Annotated in this window: 13 protein-coding genes; 6 read left to right on the top strand and 7 right to left on the bottom strand. The window is 65.5% G+C overall.

Features of this window, described 5'->3' with window-relative positions:
- Positions 1 to 63 precede the first annotated feature (63 nt).
- The 6 genes from JWJ88_RS00645 to JWJ88_RS00620 form a co-directional block, all read right to left on the bottom strand.
- On the bottom strand, positions 64 to 1,152 hold the full coding sequence (locus JWJ88_RS00645; RefSeq protein ID WP_205294199.1) for an HlyD family secretion protein: 1,089 nt from the start codon (positions 1,150 to 1,152) through the stop codon (positions 64 to 66).
- A complete protein-coding gene (locus tag JWJ88_RS00640; protein WP_205294198.1) occupies positions 1,149 to 2,801 on the bottom strand; it encodes an efflux MFS transporter permease in 1,653 nt (550 codons plus the stop codon). The genes JWJ88_RS00645 and JWJ88_RS00640 overlap by 4 nt, the downstream gene beginning before the upstream one ends.
- Positions 2,798 to 3,229, bottom strand: a complete 432-nt coding sequence (locus JWJ88_RS00635) for a MarR family winged helix-turn-helix transcriptional regulator (RefSeq protein ID WP_205294197.1) — start codon at positions 3,227 to 3,229, stop codon at positions 2,798 to 2,800. Before JWJ88_RS00635 ends, JWJ88_RS00640 begins: the two co-directional genes overlap by 4 nt.
- Before the next feature lie 113 nt (positions 3,230 to 3,342).
- Positions 3,343 to 7,851, bottom strand: a complete 4,509-nt coding sequence (locus JWJ88_RS00630) for a translocation/assembly module TamB domain-containing protein (RefSeq protein WP_205294196.1) — start codon at positions 7,849 to 7,851, stop codon at positions 3,343 to 3,345.
- The gene (locus tag JWJ88_RS00625; protein ID WP_205294195.1) at positions 7,851 to 9,743 is read right to left on the bottom strand and encodes an autotransporter assembly complex protein TamA; all 1,893 of its coding nucleotides are present in this window, start codon (positions 9,741 to 9,743) and stop codon (positions 7,851 to 7,853) included. The genes JWJ88_RS00630 and JWJ88_RS00625 overlap by 1 nt, the downstream gene beginning before the upstream one ends.
- A 91-nt stretch (positions 9,744 to 9,834) precedes the next feature.
- On the bottom strand, positions 9,835 to 10,758 hold the full coding sequence (locus tag JWJ88_RS00620) for a glucokinase (RefSeq protein WP_205294194.1): 924 nt from the start codon (positions 10,756 to 10,758) through the stop codon (positions 9,835 to 9,837).
- Between the two features lie 180 nt (positions 10,759 to 10,938).
- On the opposite strand from JWJ88_RS00620, the gene ahcY reads away from it, so the two are divergent.
- The 3 genes from ahcY (at position 10,939) to JWJ88_RS00605 (ending at position 13,261) form a co-directional block, all read left to right on the top strand.
- Positions 10,939 to 12,330, top strand: coding sequence for an adenosylhomocysteinase (ahcY, locus tag JWJ88_RS00615; protein WP_205294193.1), 1,392 nt, complete (start codon positions 10,939 to 10,941; stop codon positions 12,328 to 12,330).
- A 70-nt stretch (positions 12,331 to 12,400) separates the two neighbouring features.
- Complete coding sequence (locus JWJ88_RS00610) at positions 12,401 to 12,835, top strand: HIT family protein (RefSeq protein ID WP_205294192.1); 435 nt, start codon at positions 12,401 to 12,403, stop codon at positions 12,833 to 12,835.
- A gap of 84 nt (positions 12,836 to 12,919) precedes the next feature.
- Complete coding sequence (locus JWJ88_RS00605) at positions 12,920 to 13,261, top strand: DUF2853 family protein (RefSeq protein ID WP_205294191.1); 342 nt, start codon at positions 12,920 to 12,922, stop codon at positions 13,259 to 13,261.
- 80 nt (positions 13,262 to 13,341) lie between these two features.
- Here the strand turns inward: JWJ88_RS00605 and JWJ88_RS00600 are convergent, their stop codons facing one another.
- A complete protein-coding gene (locus JWJ88_RS00600) occupies positions 13,342 to 13,959 on the bottom strand; it encodes an enoyl-CoA hydratase/isomerase family protein (RefSeq protein WP_205294190.1) in 618 nt (205 codons plus the stop codon).
- Between the two features lie 86 nt (positions 13,960 to 14,045).
- Between JWJ88_RS00600 and JWJ88_RS00595 the strand changes: the two genes are divergently transcribed.
- The 3 genes from JWJ88_RS00595 (at position 14,046) to JWJ88_RS00585 (ending at position 17,852) form a co-directional block, all read left to right on the top strand.
- On the top strand, positions 14,046 to 15,593 hold the full coding sequence (locus tag JWJ88_RS00595) for a DUF2125 domain-containing protein (RefSeq protein WP_205294189.1): 1,548 nt from the start codon (positions 14,046 to 14,048) through the stop codon (positions 15,591 to 15,593).
- A gap of 98 nt (positions 15,594 to 15,691) precedes the next feature.
- Positions 15,692 to 17,044: a TldD/PmbA family protein gene (locus tag JWJ88_RS00590; RefSeq protein ID WP_205294188.1), complete on the top strand. Its 1,353-nt coding sequence runs from the start codon at positions 15,692 to 15,694 to the stop codon at positions 17,042 to 17,044.
- Entirely contained in the window at positions 17,031 to 17,852 is an 822-nt protein-coding gene (locus JWJ88_RS00585) for a 3'(2'),5'-bisphosphate nucleotidase CysQ (RefSeq protein ID WP_205294187.1), read from the top strand. The genes JWJ88_RS00590 and JWJ88_RS00585 overlap by 14 nt, the downstream gene beginning before the upstream one ends.
- Positions 17,853 to 17,895: the final 43 nt, after the last annotated feature.

Raw genomic sequence — 17,895 nt, 5'->3', positions numbered from 1 at the left:
TGGCCCTTGCAGGCGTCGGGGTAACGGCCAACACCCGGACACGCAACCCCGCAGTCGGCACGATCAGCCGGCGGGCTGCATGACCGGCGGCCCGCTACCGGCGGATTTGTCGCTGGTGCCCGAGCCTTCGTCCACCGTCACAACGACAGACAGCCCCGGCCGCAGATACTCGGCCATCTCCTGCCCCGGATCTATCGAGATGCGCACGGGCAGACGCTGCGCAACCTTGGTGAAATTGCCGGTGGCGTTGGACGATGACAGCAGGCTGAATTCCGAAGCGGTGGCCGGCGAAAACGCCTCGACCCGGCCGGTGAATGTGCGGTGCTGCATCGCATCCACGGTAAACTTGGCCCGGTCACCGATACGCATGCCGTGCAGCTCCGTCTCGCGGAAATTGGCGATGACCCAGACGTCGGGGCCGACATGGCTGACAAGCGCGGTGCCGGCGGTGACATATTGCCCCACACGCACCCCCACCTGCCCCAGCCGCCCATCCGAGGGCGCCCGGATCACAGTGTTATCAAGGTCGATCTGCGCCAGTTCCACCGTGGCACGGGCCGAAGCGATCTCGGCGCGTTTCGCGGCCAGCCCCACCTCGGCACCGTTGACGTTCTCGCGCGCGACGGCAATGGCGCTTTCGGCCTGTGTGACGGCGGCTTCGGCCTGACGCAGTGCCAGTTCGGACTGGTCGGTCGAGCTTTGCGCCGTCACTCCGCGCGATTGCAGGGCGCTGGCACGGTCCCAGGTCGAATTCGCCGTATCCTGTGCGGCCTTGGCGGCAAAATGCGCGGCCTCGGCCGATTGCAAGCTGGCCTGAGCGGAATGGACGCTTTGCTGCTGGATCTTCAGCGCCGCCTCGGCCCCTTGCAGCATGGCCTGGGCCTGGGCGAGTTTCTGGCGATATTGCCGGTCGTCGATGCGGGCAATGATCTGGCCCTGGGTCACCGACTGAAAGTCCTGCACCTCGACCGCCGCGACATAGCCCGAAAGCTGCGGTGCAACGGTGGTCACCTGACCGCGGATATAAGCGTTCTCGGTCTGCGGATGCGCCGCGTGAAAGGGCGGCAGGTGCCAGGCGTAAAGCACGATCAACAACCCGGTCAGGCCGGCTGCCAGGGCGATCAGAGTCGGGATAAGGTGGTTTTTGGTCATTTCGCAGGCTCGGAATTGGTCGGGATACTGGCGGGCAGCGGCCAAAAGCGCGCCATCAGCCAGTCGCGGAACAGGTGCAGGATCAGCGCGCACAGCGCCGCCAGCGCCACCAGAAAGGTCAGGAAATAGGCGTCGTTATAAGCCATGACATAGGCCTGCGCGCTGGCATCCTGGGCGATCAGCGCCACCGCTTGTGCGCGAAGCAGCGCGGCATCGGCGACCTGCGGCGCCAGCGCCAGACTGCGCTGCGCGATCGACGCCACGGTCAGCGGGTCGGCAGCGGTCAGGTCCTCGCTCAGCACTTGAAGATGTAGGGCCTGCCGATGGTTGATCAGGGTCGAGAACAGGCCCGATCCCATGGCGCCGCCCAGCGATTGGGTGGACAGAAACACGATGACGAAAGACAGGATATAATTCGGCCCACGCGCCAACGCCGAAATCAGGCCGCGCATCATTGCCGGCGCCAGAAAGAACGAGCCGGCAAAGGCGATCAGCGCCTGGCTCAGCATCATCTGCGCCGGACGCGTGTCGATGGTGGAGTGGCTGTCCATGAAGGCACCGGTGGCGATCAGCGCCAATGCAATCAGGTGGAACAGCGGCACGCGCTCGGGTTTCATAAAGGGGATCAGCGCAAGCCCGCCCAGCACCGTCGCAACCGTGATCACCGCGAAAAGCGGCACCAGTTGATCTTGCGTCACGCCCAGCACCTGAAACATGCGCGGCGCGCCCGAGCTTTGCTCGGACAGGACCAGACGAAAGATTAGCAGCGTTATCGTCAGATGGACCATGGCCGGGCTGGCAAGCCAGCGGATATCCAGCAACGGCGTCTTGCGGTGCAATTCGATCACCGCGGCCAGCGTCAGCGCCACGATGGCCAGCGCCAGCACCCAGCCCAGCCACGCAACATCGGTCCACCAATAGATCGACCCCATGATAAAGCCGACGGTCAGTCCGCCGAACCCGATGGCGATCAGCAGCCAACTGACCAGATCCATGACCGCGATCACCTTGACTCGCGGCGCAGAGGTCAGCGGCAAGGCATAGACCAACCCCAGCGAGATCGCCGCCAGACCCAGCGCCATGAAATGCAGCCCGTCCCAGCCGTGATCCCCCATCAGCGCCGGCGAGATCACCCGCGCCAGCATCGGCCCGGCGGCAACCGTCGCCATCACCATGGGCAGGCCCAGCCGCATCTTCCACTTGGGTGGCAGCGGCTCGAGCATATACATGAAAGCCAGCGTCGAAAGCGGGGCCGAGGTCATGCCGGCGATGAATTGCACCATCACCGCCGAGCGCAGATCCGAGATGGCGAATTCCGCCAGAGAGACCGCCAGATAGATCAGAATCGCCACCTCGGCAAAGCGGCGCAGGCCGAATTGCGTGCGGATCTTGATAAGCAGCAGCGGCATAGAGGCGCGCGGGATCATGAAGGCCGCCATCAACCAACTGGCCTGCGTGGTCGTGACGCCCAGATCGCCCGCGATCTGCGGGAGATTGGTGCTGACGAATCCCTGCGCCAACCCCTGCGTCAATCCGATGACGACAGAGGCACCGATATAGCCCAGCGTCGCCAGCCAGGACATCGGCACAAAGGGCGCTGGCGCCGCAGCCGAAGGTGCAGCCTCCGGGGCGGCCTCGGGCTGGCTCATTCCTGCCTCAGTTTCTCGATGTTCTGTGCCATCCGTGCCAGCGTTCGCCGCGTCACCGCCAACTCCTCGGGCGCGATGCCCTGGGCCAGCGCCGTATCGACCTCGGCACGAAAGCCCAGCAGCGGCTCGATGCGGGCGGATTCGGTCAGATGGATGGCATGCTTGCGGCCGTCCTCGGGGATGGGGCGGCGCTCGGCCAGACCCTGTTCTTCCAGCGCATCCAGCAAACGCTTGAGCGTGGGGGTCTCGATGCCAAGGATGGCGGCCAGTTCTGCCTGACTTGCGCCTTCGTGGCGGCCAATGGTGGTCAGCAACCGCGCGCGGGCATAGGTCAGCCCATATCGCTCGACACGCTGCTCAAAGGTGGCGCGTAACGCGCGGGTCAGTTCGATCAGCGTTTCCACGATCGTATAGGGACGGTCTGGCATGATTTCCGGCTGCTTCGCAAATTCATTAGCAAGCTAACAACCATGTCGCAGGTATTCAAGACCCCGCCGCGCGTCTGCGGGCGGGGTCGCAATACAGTCACCCGTGATCCGGATCAGTAGTCGCGTTCATAGAACAGGCCGATGGTGCTGCCGCCCTCGCTATCCACCGAGCCGCGCGCGGTCAGAGACTGGGAAATATCAAGGTTCAGGTTCAGCTTGGTCCTGCCATCGCCGCCGACCTGCACATCGGTATAGACGTTCTCGGTCAGGTATCTGCCCGCCCGGACCGAGACGCGGCCCTGATCGTCCGTGGTCAGATCCAGATCATCCAGCCCGGTCGAGGCACGCAGGCGCCCGACGATCCCTTCGCCGCCCCGGCCGGCCAGCGTCGCTATCGCGCTGGCAAGCTGCGCGGCCTGCAGGGCGCTGATGTTGTCCAGACCACGACCAAAGAGCAATTGCGAAAGCACCTCTTCCTGCGGCATCTCGGGCGAGGATTCGAAAGTGATATCGGGGTCGCGCGCTTCGCCGTCGATGATGATGCGGGTGGTGACGCCGTCCTGCACCGTCTCGGCCACCAGTCGGATGACGGGGATCAGGCTGCCCTGCAGTTCGATCAACCCCTCGGTCATGTCGAAGCGCTTGCCAAGCAGATCGACCCGGCCGCGGATCAGCTCAAGCTGACCGACAGGGATAGGCTGGCGGGCATTGCCGGTCAGGCGCAATTGGCCGCCCAGTTCCGCATCGACCCCGCGACCACGGACAAAGACCCCGTGCGGTGCCGAGATCAGCAGGTCGAAACGGGCCGGATTGGCCGGAGGCGTCGCGGGCGGGGCGGCCATCCCGGCCGCGCGCGAGGCATCGCTGGGAAACTCCAGCAGCCCGGCCTTGGCCCGCGTCTGGCGCTGCGGTGGGCGTTCCGAAAGATGGATGATGTCCGGGATCGGCGTCGCCCCGCCAAGCCCGGTCGAGGGGATGCGCAATTCGGTGGTGCCGACATCGATACGGCCGGAGACCAGCGGCCCCTGCCCCACCGTGCCGGCGACGGTGATCGCACCGTTCACCAGCGTCTCGTAGAGGTTGGGGTCACGCAGCACCACATCCGACAGTCGCACGTCCAGATTCATCTGCCGGTCGCCCACCAGATTGACCGGGCCGGTCACGGTGATGGTGCCGCCGGCCTCGACCCCGCCGCGAACATCGACGGCGATCCGGCCGGAGTTGAAATCGGCATTGGCGTTCAGGTTGCCCACCGCCAGACCAAAGCGCGGCTCGGCCAGCCGACCATTGCTTAGCGCCACACGGCCAGACAGCGATTCCAGCGACAGCGGACCGTTCAGCCGCATGTCGAAACTCAGCGGCCCCTCGATCGAGCGGGTGCGCAGGAAGGGGTTGGCCACGGCCGCATTGCTGCTGCCGTTGATCTGGATATTCGCGGTCGAGAAATTCGTCGCCGCCGTGCCGGTGACCCGTGCCTGGGTATTGCCGGGGCCGGTTGCGGTCAGGTTCACGTCATAGTTGCTGCCGGCGTTGCGGATGGTGCCAGCCACCGTGGCCGGGCCGGGAAAGCCCGGCACCACGATCCCCAGATCGTTCAGCCGGGCATCCACGTTCAGCCCCTCGGTCGGGCTGCCGTCGCCGGTAATGCTGAACTGGCCGTTGCCCGCGCGCAGCCGGCTGACGGTCACGCTGCCATCAGGGCGTTGCGCGGCCGCCAGATCGAAACTGGTTTCACCGGCCAGCACGGCGTCTGCCTGCGGGTTGCCGATGCCCAGCCCCCGCGCCGAACCGTTGGCGGTGATCTGCCGTCCACCGCCCGCCTGATCCACCACCTGACCCGAGGCGTTCAGCGCACCGCGGAATCCTCCGCCAAGAAAGCGCAGATCGTCGGCGCGCAACGTCGCTGTCACATCTGTCGCGCCCTGACCGACCTGGCCCGTCGCGCCGACATTCAGGCGCGGGTTATCGACTGTCGCGGTTTCGATCGAAAACACGCCGTCACGCTCGACCCCGCGCAGGGCCAGCCGGGTTTCCCCCGCCAGCGCGCCGTCGACCTGCGCCTGGCCAAAGGACAGGTCGGTCCCGGTGCCAGTCACGTCCAGAAGCCGCGCGCCGCTGCCGTCGTCCTTGAAACTGCCCTGTGCGTTCAGCGCACCGCGCCAGCCACGGCCAAAGCTTGACAGCGACCGCACCTCGACCCGACCGGACATGTCGGTGCCGCTGGGCGCGATACGGCCCTGCGCGGTGGCCAGCATTTGCTGGTTCGTCAGGTTGAAATCGTGCACCGTGATCTCATCGCCGCGCTGCTCGGCCGAAAGCCGCAGGTCGGTCACGCCGGTCAGCGCGCCATCGACGTCCTGCTGGCCAAAGCGCAGTTCGGTGCCGCGCCCGGTCAGTTCGATCCGCCGCGCGCCATCCTGTTCCACCGCCGTCGCCTCGGCGGTCAGCCCCCCCGAAAGGCCGCGACCCAACACCGCAAGATCCGGCATCGACAGTTTCAGCACTGCATCCATCGCGCCTTGGGCGAAATTGCCCCTGCCCTGAGCGTCAAGCTGCGGGTTGACCAGTTGGAATTTCTGCACCTCGAAATTGCCCTGCTTCTCGACGGCCTCGACCAGCAGATCGGTTTCGCCCTGCAGCGCGCCGTCAAGCTCGGCAATGCCGGTGACCAGATCCTGCGCGGTGCCGTTCAGGGTGATATGGCGCGCCCCTTCGGCGCCGGTGACGCTGGCCTCGGTGCTGACGCTGCCCGACATATTCGGGTCGGCGACCGACAGGTCCGGCATCTGGATGGTCGCGGTCAGCGTGCTGGAGTAACTGTCCAGCCTGCCCTGCGCCTCGGCCGTCAGGTTCTGGGCATTTACCGTCAGCCTGCGAAGGTTGATGCCCGCGGTATCGCGCCGGGCGCTGAGTTCGATCCGCGACTGCCCCGCCAGCATGCGGTCGGCATGGTCCTGGCCGATGCGAATGTCATTGCCCAGAACCTGCGCCTCGACATCGAACCCTTTGCCAAGCAGCGCATAGTGGCCCTTGATATGGGCATCGGCAGAGCCGCCAAGCTCGCGCCCGGCCAGCGTCGAGAAACGCCCGACATCACGGTGCTGCGCGGTGATATCGCCCGAAAGCGTGATGCCCGAGCGCAGGCCCGAAACGGTCATGTCGCCCTTGAAGCCGAAATCGTCACCGTTGATGTTCATCCCCCAAAGCCGCAGCGCATTGCCGGGGGTAAAGGCAAAGTTAAGCCCGCCGTTCAGCGTCCGGCCCAAAGCCTGCGCCAGACCCGGATCCGCCGGCTCAAGGTCGTCCATGCCAAAGGCGATCCAGCCGCGGATCTCTTCCAGCGCCTGCTCGGGGGTCAGCGTGACGCGGCCGCGGCCGTCCATGCGCAGTTCCGACAGGGCGATGTCGTCGCGGACGATGTCGCCCACCACGCCCTTGAGAACCCAACCCGCCCCCTCTGCCGCATCGTAATCCAGCCGCAGGTTGCCAGAGCGCACGGTGGTCGGCCGGTCGGCCCAAGGCAGCAGCACGGGAAGCTGCGTGGCCCCCGCATCTTCGCCCAGAAGCAGCGTCAGATGCGCGCTTTCCGGCGCACCCCGGTTGGTGGTGGTCAGGTTGCCCTCCAGCTGCAATGCCTCGGTCGACAGATGCAGCGACGGAATGACCAGCCGGCCGTCCTGTCCACGCCAGCCCTCGGCCAAAAGCTGCGACTGCGTGCCGAAAAACGCGCGGTGCTGGGGCGGGACAAGGGCCGCCACGTCGCCGCCAAGCTCGGCCCGAAAGGCGGTGCCGGCGACCCCGCCCTGCTCGGCCGCATCGATCGAGACGGTGCCGGTCACACGCGGCTGGCCGTCGGTGGCCAACTGGATATTGCCGGTGAAATCGGAAAGCGGCCCTTCGCCTGTGATCTCGGCCCGGACTGCAGGACGGTCGTACAGGTTGACGATATTCACGAAAAGCCCGTCGCGATCCTCGTCGAGCTCGAGATCCAGCCGCAGCACCCGGGTTTCATTGGAAAAGCCGGCATCCAGCGCGAACTGCCCGCGCGGCCCATCGACCCGGTCAATGGTCAGCCGGGTCTCGCCCTCGCCGCCCGACAGGTTCATCGAACCGTCGATGGACAGCACCGCCTCTTGCCCGATGATCGCCTCGCCCAGCTCCACCCGGCCCACGTTGATACGGGCGATGTTCACCCCCACCGGCAATTGCGGCAATGAGAATTCGCGCGCCTCGGCCTGCGGGCCGGTTTCGTCGGCGCCGCCCGGCAGGCGCGGCAGGATGATACGCTCGGCCGATAGCTCGTTTATCTCGATCCGGCGCGCCAGCAGCGCCGCTCGGCTCCATTGCATCGCGCCATTTTCCAGCGTGATCCACACCCCGTCATCATCGGCGATGGTCATGCGGTCGAAGGTGGCGCGCGATGACAGCGCGCCGCGGAACCCCTCGATCACCACCTGCCGCCCCGAGTCGGACAGCTTTTCCTCCAGAAAGCGGGTGATAAAGCCGCGGTCGTCCTCGACCTGTTGCGAGATCTCGGCGGCGCTGTCCTGCGCCAGCGCAGCCAGTGGTGCGGTCAGCGCCAGAGTAAGCGCAAAGAGGATACGATAAGCCAGATCACGCATCAGAACGCCTGCCCCAGACCGATATAGACCTGCACGCCGCCGTCATCGCCATCGCCGCCCCCGATCGGAGTGGCTATGTCGAAACGCAACGGCCCCACGGGGGTTGCATAGCGGATGCCCGCACCCGCACCCGCCTGCCACCCGCTGGCCCCCGAAAACGCGCTGTCCTCCCACACCCGGCCGGCATCGGCGAAAAGCGCCAGCCCGATTTTCTCGCGGATCTGAATGCGGGTTTCGGCAGTCAGGGTGACGATGGACATGCCGCCGGTCCTGATCGGGCCTTCGGGTCCGGGGATCACCTCGACGCCCAGCGATTCAAAGGAATGGCCGCGCACCGTGCCGCCGCCGCCGGACCAGAACAGATAGTCGCGCGGCGTTTCCTCGATCTCGGGGCCGACAACCGTGCCCAGCCGCGCCCGGCCGGCCAGCGTATAGCGGTCGTCGGTGCCGAAACTGTAGTAAGCCCGCCCCTCTGCCAGGATTTGCGCGCCCGAGCCGGTTTCGTCCTGCAATCCCACGAAAGGCGTGATCCCGCCCGACAGCCAATAACCGCGCTTGGCGTCGGTCGGTTCGTCCCGCTTGTCCCAGGTCACCAGCGTCGGCAGGGCAAACAGCCGGAAATCGGTGCGGCCGCTGTCGTCCTCGACGCGCAGCGCGCGGTATTGCAACGAGATATCGGCGGTCAATTCGTCGCTGGGAAGCCAGGTAAAGCCCAGACCAAAGGTGCCCGATTTAAGATCGTAGTCCTCTTCCTGAAGGCTTTCGACCTTGGCCAGCACATAGCCGGTGGTATCAGCCGTGATGGTGGCGGGGCGGTCGATGCGCATGCCCAGGCTATAGTCGCGCCCCGTGTCGCCGCCGATATCCGAGATAGCGGCGTCGACGCGCAGCCGCTCACCACCCCGAAACAGGTTGCGGTTGATCCAATAGCCGGTCAGCGACAACCCGTCGGTGTTGGAATATTCGAACCCTGCGCCCAGCCGCCGCAGCTTTTGCTCGGCCACCAACAGGTCAACGTCCAGCGTATTGCCGGGGCTGACGTAATCCGCCTCGGTCAGGGTAATGGCCGAGAACACGCCCGAGCGGCGCAGGCGCTTGCGCACATCGTCCAGTTTTTCGGGGTCGAAGCGTTCCCCCTCGGGAAAGCCCGCGATCTTGCGCAAGCGGCGAGGGTCCATGCGCTCATAGCCGCGGATGGTCAGTTGGCCGAAACGCAGCGCCGGACCGGGTGCAAGCTGGATACGACTGTCCACCAGATTGGTGGCATGATCGGCGATGATCTGCGTGTCGGCCACCTCGGCCTTGGCGTATCCGACGTTGCGCCAACCCTCGACCCCCGAGGTCGCCGCCCTTTTCATGTCCCCGGTGCGGGCGATTTCGCCCCGGCGATAGTCGCGCGGCAGGTCGGTTCCCGGCGCCACGGGCGCGATATCGGCCCGTTCATAATGGAAAAGCGGCCCCGGCTGGACTGCGACCACCACCTTGCGCACCACCCGGGGCGCATCCAGCGGCGCAATCTGGGCAGCCTCGACCCCGTCCAGGGTGATATTGATGATAACCGAGTAATAGCCCTGATCGTAAAGCAGACCCAGGATGCGGGCGTAATCGCCCCGCGCGGCGGCCAGAATGTCTTGCCCGGTCACCCGCCCCTCATCCTGCGCGCTGACGAGAAGCGAGGTCCGCCGGATCGCGGGCAGCAAGTTGTCCTCACCGCCAAGAATCTGGAAATCCAGATCGACGGGCGAGGTGTCGTTTCCGCCCGAGCGGCCGAACCAACCCGAAAACGGCGACGAAGACGACGAGCCAGAGCCCGAAGACTGCGCCCAGACCATGCCCGCACCGCTTCCCAGCACGATTACGGCAGCGGTCCCTGCCTTGATCCAGCTTTTCATTGCCTGACTGCCCTGCTTCTGGCCGTTTTGCAGGAAGCATTGCAGGCCGCGTCAACAAAATCCAGCGCGGCTGGCTATTTTTAGGCGATTTTCAGCGGATTGCGGCCAGACAGCCATGCAAGGCCGCCATATCGTCGCGGATCACCCCGATCGGCACAGCCTGCGGAATCCGCGCCATCAAGGGGTCGGACAGGAAGGCGCGCTCAAAGATCCCGAACCGGTCGATGCAGGAACGCGCCACGCTTCCGGCCAGAAACATCCCGTCCATCGGCATGAAACGCAAGGCAAGTTCGCGGCAGAACAACCCAAGCAGCCGGGCATAGAGGCGCAGGGTTTCTTCGGCCTCGCTATCGCCCTGCGCGGCGGCGGCGACCACGGTTTCGGCGCGGTCCTGCGGCTTGCCGCTGCGCAGGGCATGCAGCCGGGCAAGGCCGCGGCCTGCGAAAAGCTCTTCGACCGAATCAATGGCGCGGCCGGGCTGACCCAAGGCCTCGGCCAGCGGGGCGGCCACGGAAAGCGGCAGGCGGGTGTGGCCTTCCTCGGATTCAAGACAGGCGATGCCCCCCTCGGGCAGCACCCTGACCGCACAGACGTTGAAGCCGGTTCCGGCATTCACCACCAGCCGCTGGCCGTTCGACAGCGCGCCCTCGGGCGACGCACGCAAAAAGCCCGCCGCCTCGCCATCCAGTGCCGGCGTGGCATAGCCCAGCGCGATCAGATCGTTGATCAGCCGGGCACGCGATGCCCCCGACAGCGCACGCAGCCGCGCCTCGGAAAAGGTCCAGTCGCGGTTGGTAAGCCGTGCCTCGGCCCCCCAGACCGGGCCGGCGACGGCGACGCAGACCGCCTCGATCTGCGGGCTGCCCTGCTGGGCCAGGAATTTCGCCACGACCTCGTCGAAGGTGGCGTGATCGTCGCCGCGAAAACGGGTGATCGTCCCGGGCACCAGCGCATCATGCCGCGCCAGCGCCATGCGGGCATTGGTGCCGCCGACATCCGCCAACAGGATCGCCATGGTTCCCCTTCCCTTCGCGCAATCTGGTTCCGGCCGTTCTAGGCCATTCGGGACAGGCCCGCTAGCGCCACCATCCCCGGCAGCCTGCGTTTTCACAAAGCCCCGCCCTGCATGCCTTCGGTTTGCAGCCAGCCACAGGGAATGGTAAGGCCGCGCCCAAAGCAAAGGCGCGAGGGCCCCATGACCGATTACATCATCCGAGACATCGCCCTGGCCGATTACGGCCGCAAGGAACTCGACATCGCCGAAACCGAGATGCCCGGCCTGATGGCCTTGCGTGCCGAATACGGTCAGGCCCAGCCGCTGAAGGGCGCGCGCATCGCCGGCAGCCTGCACATGACGGTGCAAACGGCCGTGCTGATCGAAACGCTGGTGGCCTTGGGGGCCGAGGTCCGCTGGGCATCGTGCAACATCTTCTCGACCCAGGACCACGCGGCGGCGGCGATCGCCCGGACCGGCGTCCCGGTTTTTGCCATCAAGGGCGAGACGCTGCCCGAATACTGGTCCTATACCGACCAGATCTTTCAGTTTGCCGAGGGCACGGCGAACATGATTCTGGACGATGGCGGCGACGCGACCATGTACGTGCTGATGGGCGCGCGGGTCGAGGCGGGCGAGACCGACCTGATCGCCGTGCCGACCAGCGAAGAGGAAGAGGCGCTGTTTGCGCAGATCCGCAAGCGGCTGGAGACCTCGCCGGGCTGGTTCACCAAACAGCGCGAAGCGATCCGGGGCGTGTCCGAGGAAACCACCACCGGCGTGCATCGCCTTTACGACCTGCACAAGAAAGGGCTGCTGCCCTTTCCGGCGATCAACGTCAACGACAGCGTCACCAAGTCGAAATTCGACAACAAATACGGCTGCAAGGAATCGCTGGTCGACGGCATCCGTCGCGCTACCGACGTGATGATGGCTGGTAAGGTCGCCGTGGTCTGCGGCTATGGCGACGTGGGCAAGGGCTGCGCCGCCAGCCTGCAAGGTGCGGGCGCGCGGGTGAAGGTGACCGAGGTCGATCCAATCTGCGCGCTGCAGGCCGCGATGGACGGGTTCGAGGTCGTGGTGCTGGAGGACGTGGTCTCAAGCGCCGACATCTTCATCTCGACCACAGGCAACAAGGACGTGATCCGCATCGAGCACATGCGCGAGATGAAGGACATGGCCATCGTCGGCAACATCGGCCATTTCGACAACGAGATCCAGGTCGCGGCGCTGCGCAACCACAAGTGGACCAACGTCAAAGAGCAGGTGGACATGATCGAGATGCCCTCGGGCAATCGCATCATCCTGCTGTCCGAAGGGCGGCTGCTGAACCTTGGCAACGCCACAGGCCACCCCAGCTTCGTGATGTCGGCCAGCTTTACCAATCAGGTACTGGCGCAGATCGAGCTGTGGACCAAGACCGGCGAATACGCGCCCGGCGTCTATATCCTGCCCAAGGCGCTGGACGAAAAGGTCGCCCGGCTGCATCTGGACAAGATCGGCGTCAAGCTGACCAAGCTGTCGCGCGAGCAGGCCGAATATATCGGCGTCACCCCGGAAGGCCCGTTCAAGTCCGAACACTACCGCTATTGAGCCATTGACGCAGCCCGCCTGCCGGGCTGCGTCCACACATCGGGGCACAAGCCGCGGGAGGGGTTGCCAAATGTCCGACGACTGCCTGTTTTGCCGCATCGCGCGTGGCGAATTGCCGGCGCATCGCGTGTATGAGGATGAGCATATCCTTGCCTTTCTGGACCTGCATCCCATCCGCCCCGGCCACTGTCTGATCATCCCAAAGCAACATTATACTTGGTTCGAGGACCTGCCTGAGGACCTTGCCACCCGTATCACCGGCTGCGCGCAGCGCCTTGCCCGGCATATGAAGACCCTTTACCCGGTCGAACGGGTCGCGCTGTTTTACACCGGCATCCATGTCGCCCACGCACATGCGCATGTCGTGCCGATGCATCACGTGCATGACGTCTCGTCCCAGGCCTATCTCCAGGACGGCACCGGCGGCTTCTCGGCCCCGCCGCAACTGCCCACCGATGAGGGTGCGCAGATCGCCGGCACGCTGTCTGGGGCCTTTACCGGCTGATCCTCTGCCGGCAGGGTTTTGGTTGATATTTATTAACCCGGCGCTAGGCTTTCCCTTGGATGAACCATCCGAAGGGGACAGAGGATGAGCAAACGCGACGACCTGATCACCAAATACGCCGCCGACATGAAGGAAAAGCTGGGCATCACGCCCGACATGGATCTGTTGACCAAGGTGGTCATCGGCTGCGGACCCTCGATTTATAACGCAGACGCAGAAACCGTGGCCGGCTCGGACAAGACCGAGCTGGAGCGTATCAAGACCAACTACCTGATGAAAAAGCTGGGCCTGCCCGACGGACCCGAGCTTTCATCCGCCATCGACGAGGTGGTGGCGAAATACGGCAGCTCGAACCGGAACAAATACCGCCCGGTGGTCTACTACATGCTCTGCACGCATTTCGGTAAACAGTCGGCCTATGCCTGACCTTGAGTGACGCAACGTCACGAAATGCCGCAATCCCGGGTTGAACCTCGCCCGCACCGTCGGGTGCGCGGCGGGATCGGTCAGTCAAGCATCCGCTTGATCGCTTCGGCGTGCGCGGCACTGGCAGCACAGGCGTCAGCGGCCAGCATCGCGGCCTCGTCCAGCAGCGCCTCGGGCGCGACCAGCCGATCCACAAGGCCCCAGGCCAGCGCCTCGTCGGCAGTGATCTTCTGGCCGGCCATCAGGATCATTTTCGCCCGCGAAGGCCCGATCAACGCGCGCATGCGCTGGGGGTCGCTGGGCTGCGGCAGAAAGCCCAAGCGCATGACGGGATAGAAGAATTTCGCCCCGGGGACAGCCAGCCGCAGGTCGCAGGCCAGCACCATGCCAAGCGCACCCCCCGCCACCGTCCCGTTCAGCGCGGCAATTGTCAGGCAGGGCATCGAGGCCACGCGCGCCGACAGCCGCTCCCACTCCGGGGACAGGGCCAGACCGGCGCGGGCCTCGTCCAGATCGGCGCCGGCGGAAAACACCGCACCCTCGCCGGTCAGGATAACGGCACGCAGATCGGGCTGGGCTGCAAGGGCGTCAAATCCGGCAGTCAGATCGGCCAGCATGGCGCCGGTCAGCGAATTCGCCCTGGCCGGACGCGAGATGGTGATGCGGCCGATTCCGGCTGCAAATTCCCTTGCGATCATCATTCCCTCCTTGGACCCGCGCACGGGCTGTGGCAAAACCCGGATTGGTGTTTCTTTTCCAATTCTCGCCGGAAAGGTGTTATGAGATGAACTTGCGACTGACAAGCTCGGCCCTGGCGCTGGCCGCAATGACCTGCCCGGCCTTTGCCGACGTGACCTCTGAACAGGTGTGGCAGTCCTGGGTCGATTATTACCAGTCGCTCGGCTATACCGTGACCGAGGGCAACCGTGCAAAGGCCGGTGACACGCTGACGCTTTCCGATGTCGTCATCGCCGTCGACATGCCGGACAGCCAAGTCACCTTCAATGTCCCTCAGGTCACGCTGCGCGATACCGGTGACGGCAAGGTCGAGACGGTGTTTGCCGACCAGATGACCGGCGAAGTGCAGGGGACCGACCCCGAGGGCGAAACCTTCAGCCTGCCCATGACGGTCGATTTGCCGGGCAATGTCATCATCACCTCGGGCGCGCCCGCGGACATGACGCATGATTTCGACTATCCGGTGATGGATTTCACCCTGACCAGCATCGCCAGCGGCGACAAGGAAACCCCGCTGCCGATCAAGATCGGCGTTGCTGATTCGACCGGCACCTTCCACATCGTCAGCGGCACGCCTGCGAAATACGACTATGCGATGAAATCGGGCAAGATCGCTTTCTCGGGCGATATCGACAGCCCGGAAGGCGACAAGGTCAAGTTCGAGGGCAGCCTCAGCGATCTGGAAACCACCGGCGACATGACCGTCCCCGGCACCGCCAAGATCAACGAGGACATGAACGCCGCGCTGAAGGCGGGCCTTGCCATGAGCGGCGCGCTGAAATCGGGCGCTTTGGTCGCCAGTTTCGACTTTGCCGGCACGGATGAAAGCGGCGAGCCGACCAGCGGCGCCGGCAAATACGATGGCAAGGGCTTCGATGTCAGCTATACGCTGTCGCAGGATGGCATGGGCTATCAGGCGGGTTCGGACGCCGGCAGCTTTGAGCTGACCACCAGCGACATGCCCTTCCCGATCAACTATGCGATCGAAAGCGGCAGCTTCGACATGCAGTTGCCGGTGATGCAGTCGGACGAGGCGCAGCCCTTCAAATTCGCCTATTCGCTGGCCGGCCTGACGCTGGGCGATGCGATCTGGAACCTGTTCGACCCGCAAGGCCAGTTGCCGCGCGATCCTGCCTCGCTGGATTTGGACGTGACCGGGCAGATGAAGGTGACCAAGGATATCTTCGATCCGGCCAATATGACGCCCCCCTCGGATGAGGACATGACGGGCGAAGACGGGGACATGGATGCGGCCGAAGCTGCGCCCCAGCCCTTCGAGCCGGTCGAAATCGCCATCAACCAGTTCGCCCTGAACGCTCTTGGCGCGCGGGTGAATGCCGAAGGCGCGCTGCAGGCCCCGAGTGGCGACATGACCACCCCGGTCGGCGAAATCCACGCCACCTATGAGGGCGTGAACGCGCTGGTCGACAAACTGGGCGCCATGGGCCTGATCCCCGAGGATCAGATCATGGGCGTGCGCATGATGATGGCCATGTTCGCCAAACCCGTCACCGAGGGCGAGGACAAGCTGGAAACCCGGCTTGAATTCAAGGAAGACGGCTCGATCTTTGCCAACGGCCAGCAGATCAAGTAATCACATCCGGCGCAGCACCCGGTGCGCGCCCTGACGGATCGCATTGCGGGGGCCGGGCGTTGCGTCACGGCCCCCGAGCTTTATTCAAGGTGAACTTCATGTCCGAATTCCATCGACTCGAGGCTCTGACGCAACAGCTTCTGACTGCCGCCCGCAAGGCGGGCGCCGATCAGGCCGATGCCGTGGCGCTGGAGGCTGCCGCCGTCTCGGTCGATGTGCGCGCGGGCCATCTGGAACATGCCGAACGCGCCGAAGGGGTCGAGATCGGGCTGCGTGTGTTGATCGGCGGACGGCAGGCCTGTGTTTCGGCCTCGGACCGTTCGACCCGCACCATTGACGAGATGGCCGCCCGCGCCGTCGCCATGGCCCGCGAAGCACCTGTTGACGACACCTTGGGACTGGCCGAGCCGGGACAACTGGCCCTCGACACCGACAGCGGCAGCCTTGATCTTTACGACCACGGCCCCGAACCGACCCCCGACCATTTGCAGGACCTGGCGCTGCGCGCCGAAGCGGCGGCCTTGGCGGTCGAGGGCGTCTCGCAGGTCGAAGCCGCCAGCGCCAGCCATTCGCAGCGGCGCATGTGGCTGGCAGCGACAAACGGTTTTTCCGCGGGCTATGGGCGCAGCGGTCACAGCCTTTCGACCGTTGCCATTACCGGCGAAGGCTTGGGGATGGAGCGCGACTGGGCCGGCGAAGGCCGCACCCACGCCGACGACATGCCTTCGCCCGAGGAAATCGGCCGGCTTGCCGCAGAACGCACGGTGGCCCGGCGCGGCGCGCGCAAACCACCCACCGGCGCATTTCCCATCCTTTATGACGAACGCGTCGCCTCGGGATTGATCGGTCATCTGGTCTCTGCGGTGAACGGTGTCGCGGTTGCACGCGGCGCAAGCTGGCTGCGGGACGCGCTGGGGGAACAGGTGCTGCCCACGGGCTTCGACCTGCGCGAGGACCCGCATCGGCCACGCTATGGGTCGTCGCGCCTCTTCGACGGCGAGGGGCTGGCAACGGCGCCGCGCATGATCGTTGCCGATGGCGTCCTTCAGGGCTGGACGCTGGATCTGGCCACCGCGCGCAAACTGGGCATGACCTCGACCGCCAGCGCCATGCGCGGCGCGGGCAGCCCGCCTTCGCCCGGCGTGACCAATCTGGAACTGACGCCCGGCGACAAGACCCGGGACGAGCTGATCCGCGGGATGGGGCGCGGACTGGTCGTAACCTCGATGCTGGGCGCGTCGATCAACAGCACGACCGGGGATTATTCGCGCGGCGCAGGCGGTTTCTGGGTCGAGAACGGCGAGATCGCCTTTCCGGTCAACGAATGCACCATTGCCGGCAACCTGCGCGACATGCTGCTGCGGATGACCGCTGCGAATGACCTGCCGGATTGGCGGGCGATGCGTGTGCCCAGCCTGCTGGTCGAAGGGATGACCGTTGCCGGTGAGTGACCTTGCGCTTCTGGAACAGGCCGCGCAGGAGGCCGGCGAGATCGCGTTGCGTTATTGGCGCCGCAATCCGCAGGTCTGGGACAAGGGCGATGGCGCCGGTCCGGTGACCGAGGCCGATCTGGCCGTCAACGCGCATCTGGAACAACTGCTGCGCGGCGCGCGCCCCGATTACGGCTGGCTCAGCGAGGAAAGTCCCGACGATCCCGCACGGCTTCACGCCGAGCACTGCTTTATCATAGATCCGATCGACGGCACCCGCGCCTATATCGATGGGCAGGTCGGATTTTCCCATTCTCTGGCCATCACGCGCGGCAATCAGGTGGTTGCCGCGGTGGTGCATCTGCCGGCGCAACAGACAACCTACACCGCTTCGGCAGAAGGGCCGGCGTTACGCGACGGCCGGCCCATCGCCCCCTCGGCCCATGCTTTCGAAGGCGCGCATGTGCTGACCGGCAAGCCCAGTCTCGACCCCGTGCATTGGCGCGGCGTGACGCCGCCGATCAAACGCGGCTTCCGCCCCTCGCTGGCGTGGCGGCTGTGTCTGGTCGCGGACGGGCAGTTCGACGCCGCGCTTTCGACCCGCCCGGCGTGGGAATGGGACGTGGCGGCGGGTTGCCTGATTGCCGCCCGCGCCGGCTGTCTGGCCCACGACCTTTCGGGCGCGCCGATGCGTTTCAACGCGCCGCGTCCGCTGATCGACGGGCTGTTGGTGGCGCCTCCGGCGCTGCACGATCAGATGCTTGCCGCCATGACCCCGCATATGGCCATGCCGGGCAGCCAGCTTGATGGCCCGCCACGCGGCGGCTAAGAAGGGGAAAAGGCCGGAACCGTTCTGGTCTTGTCCCGCAGAC

It is taken from the genome of Paracoccus methylovorus, assembly GCF_016919705.1.
Lineage (GTDB): Bacteria > Pseudomonadota > Alphaproteobacteria > Rhodobacterales > Rhodobacteraceae > Paracoccus > Paracoccus methylovorus.
Note: the sequence above shows the minus strand (reverse complement) of the source record. Positions and strands in the feature narration are given on the sequence as shown.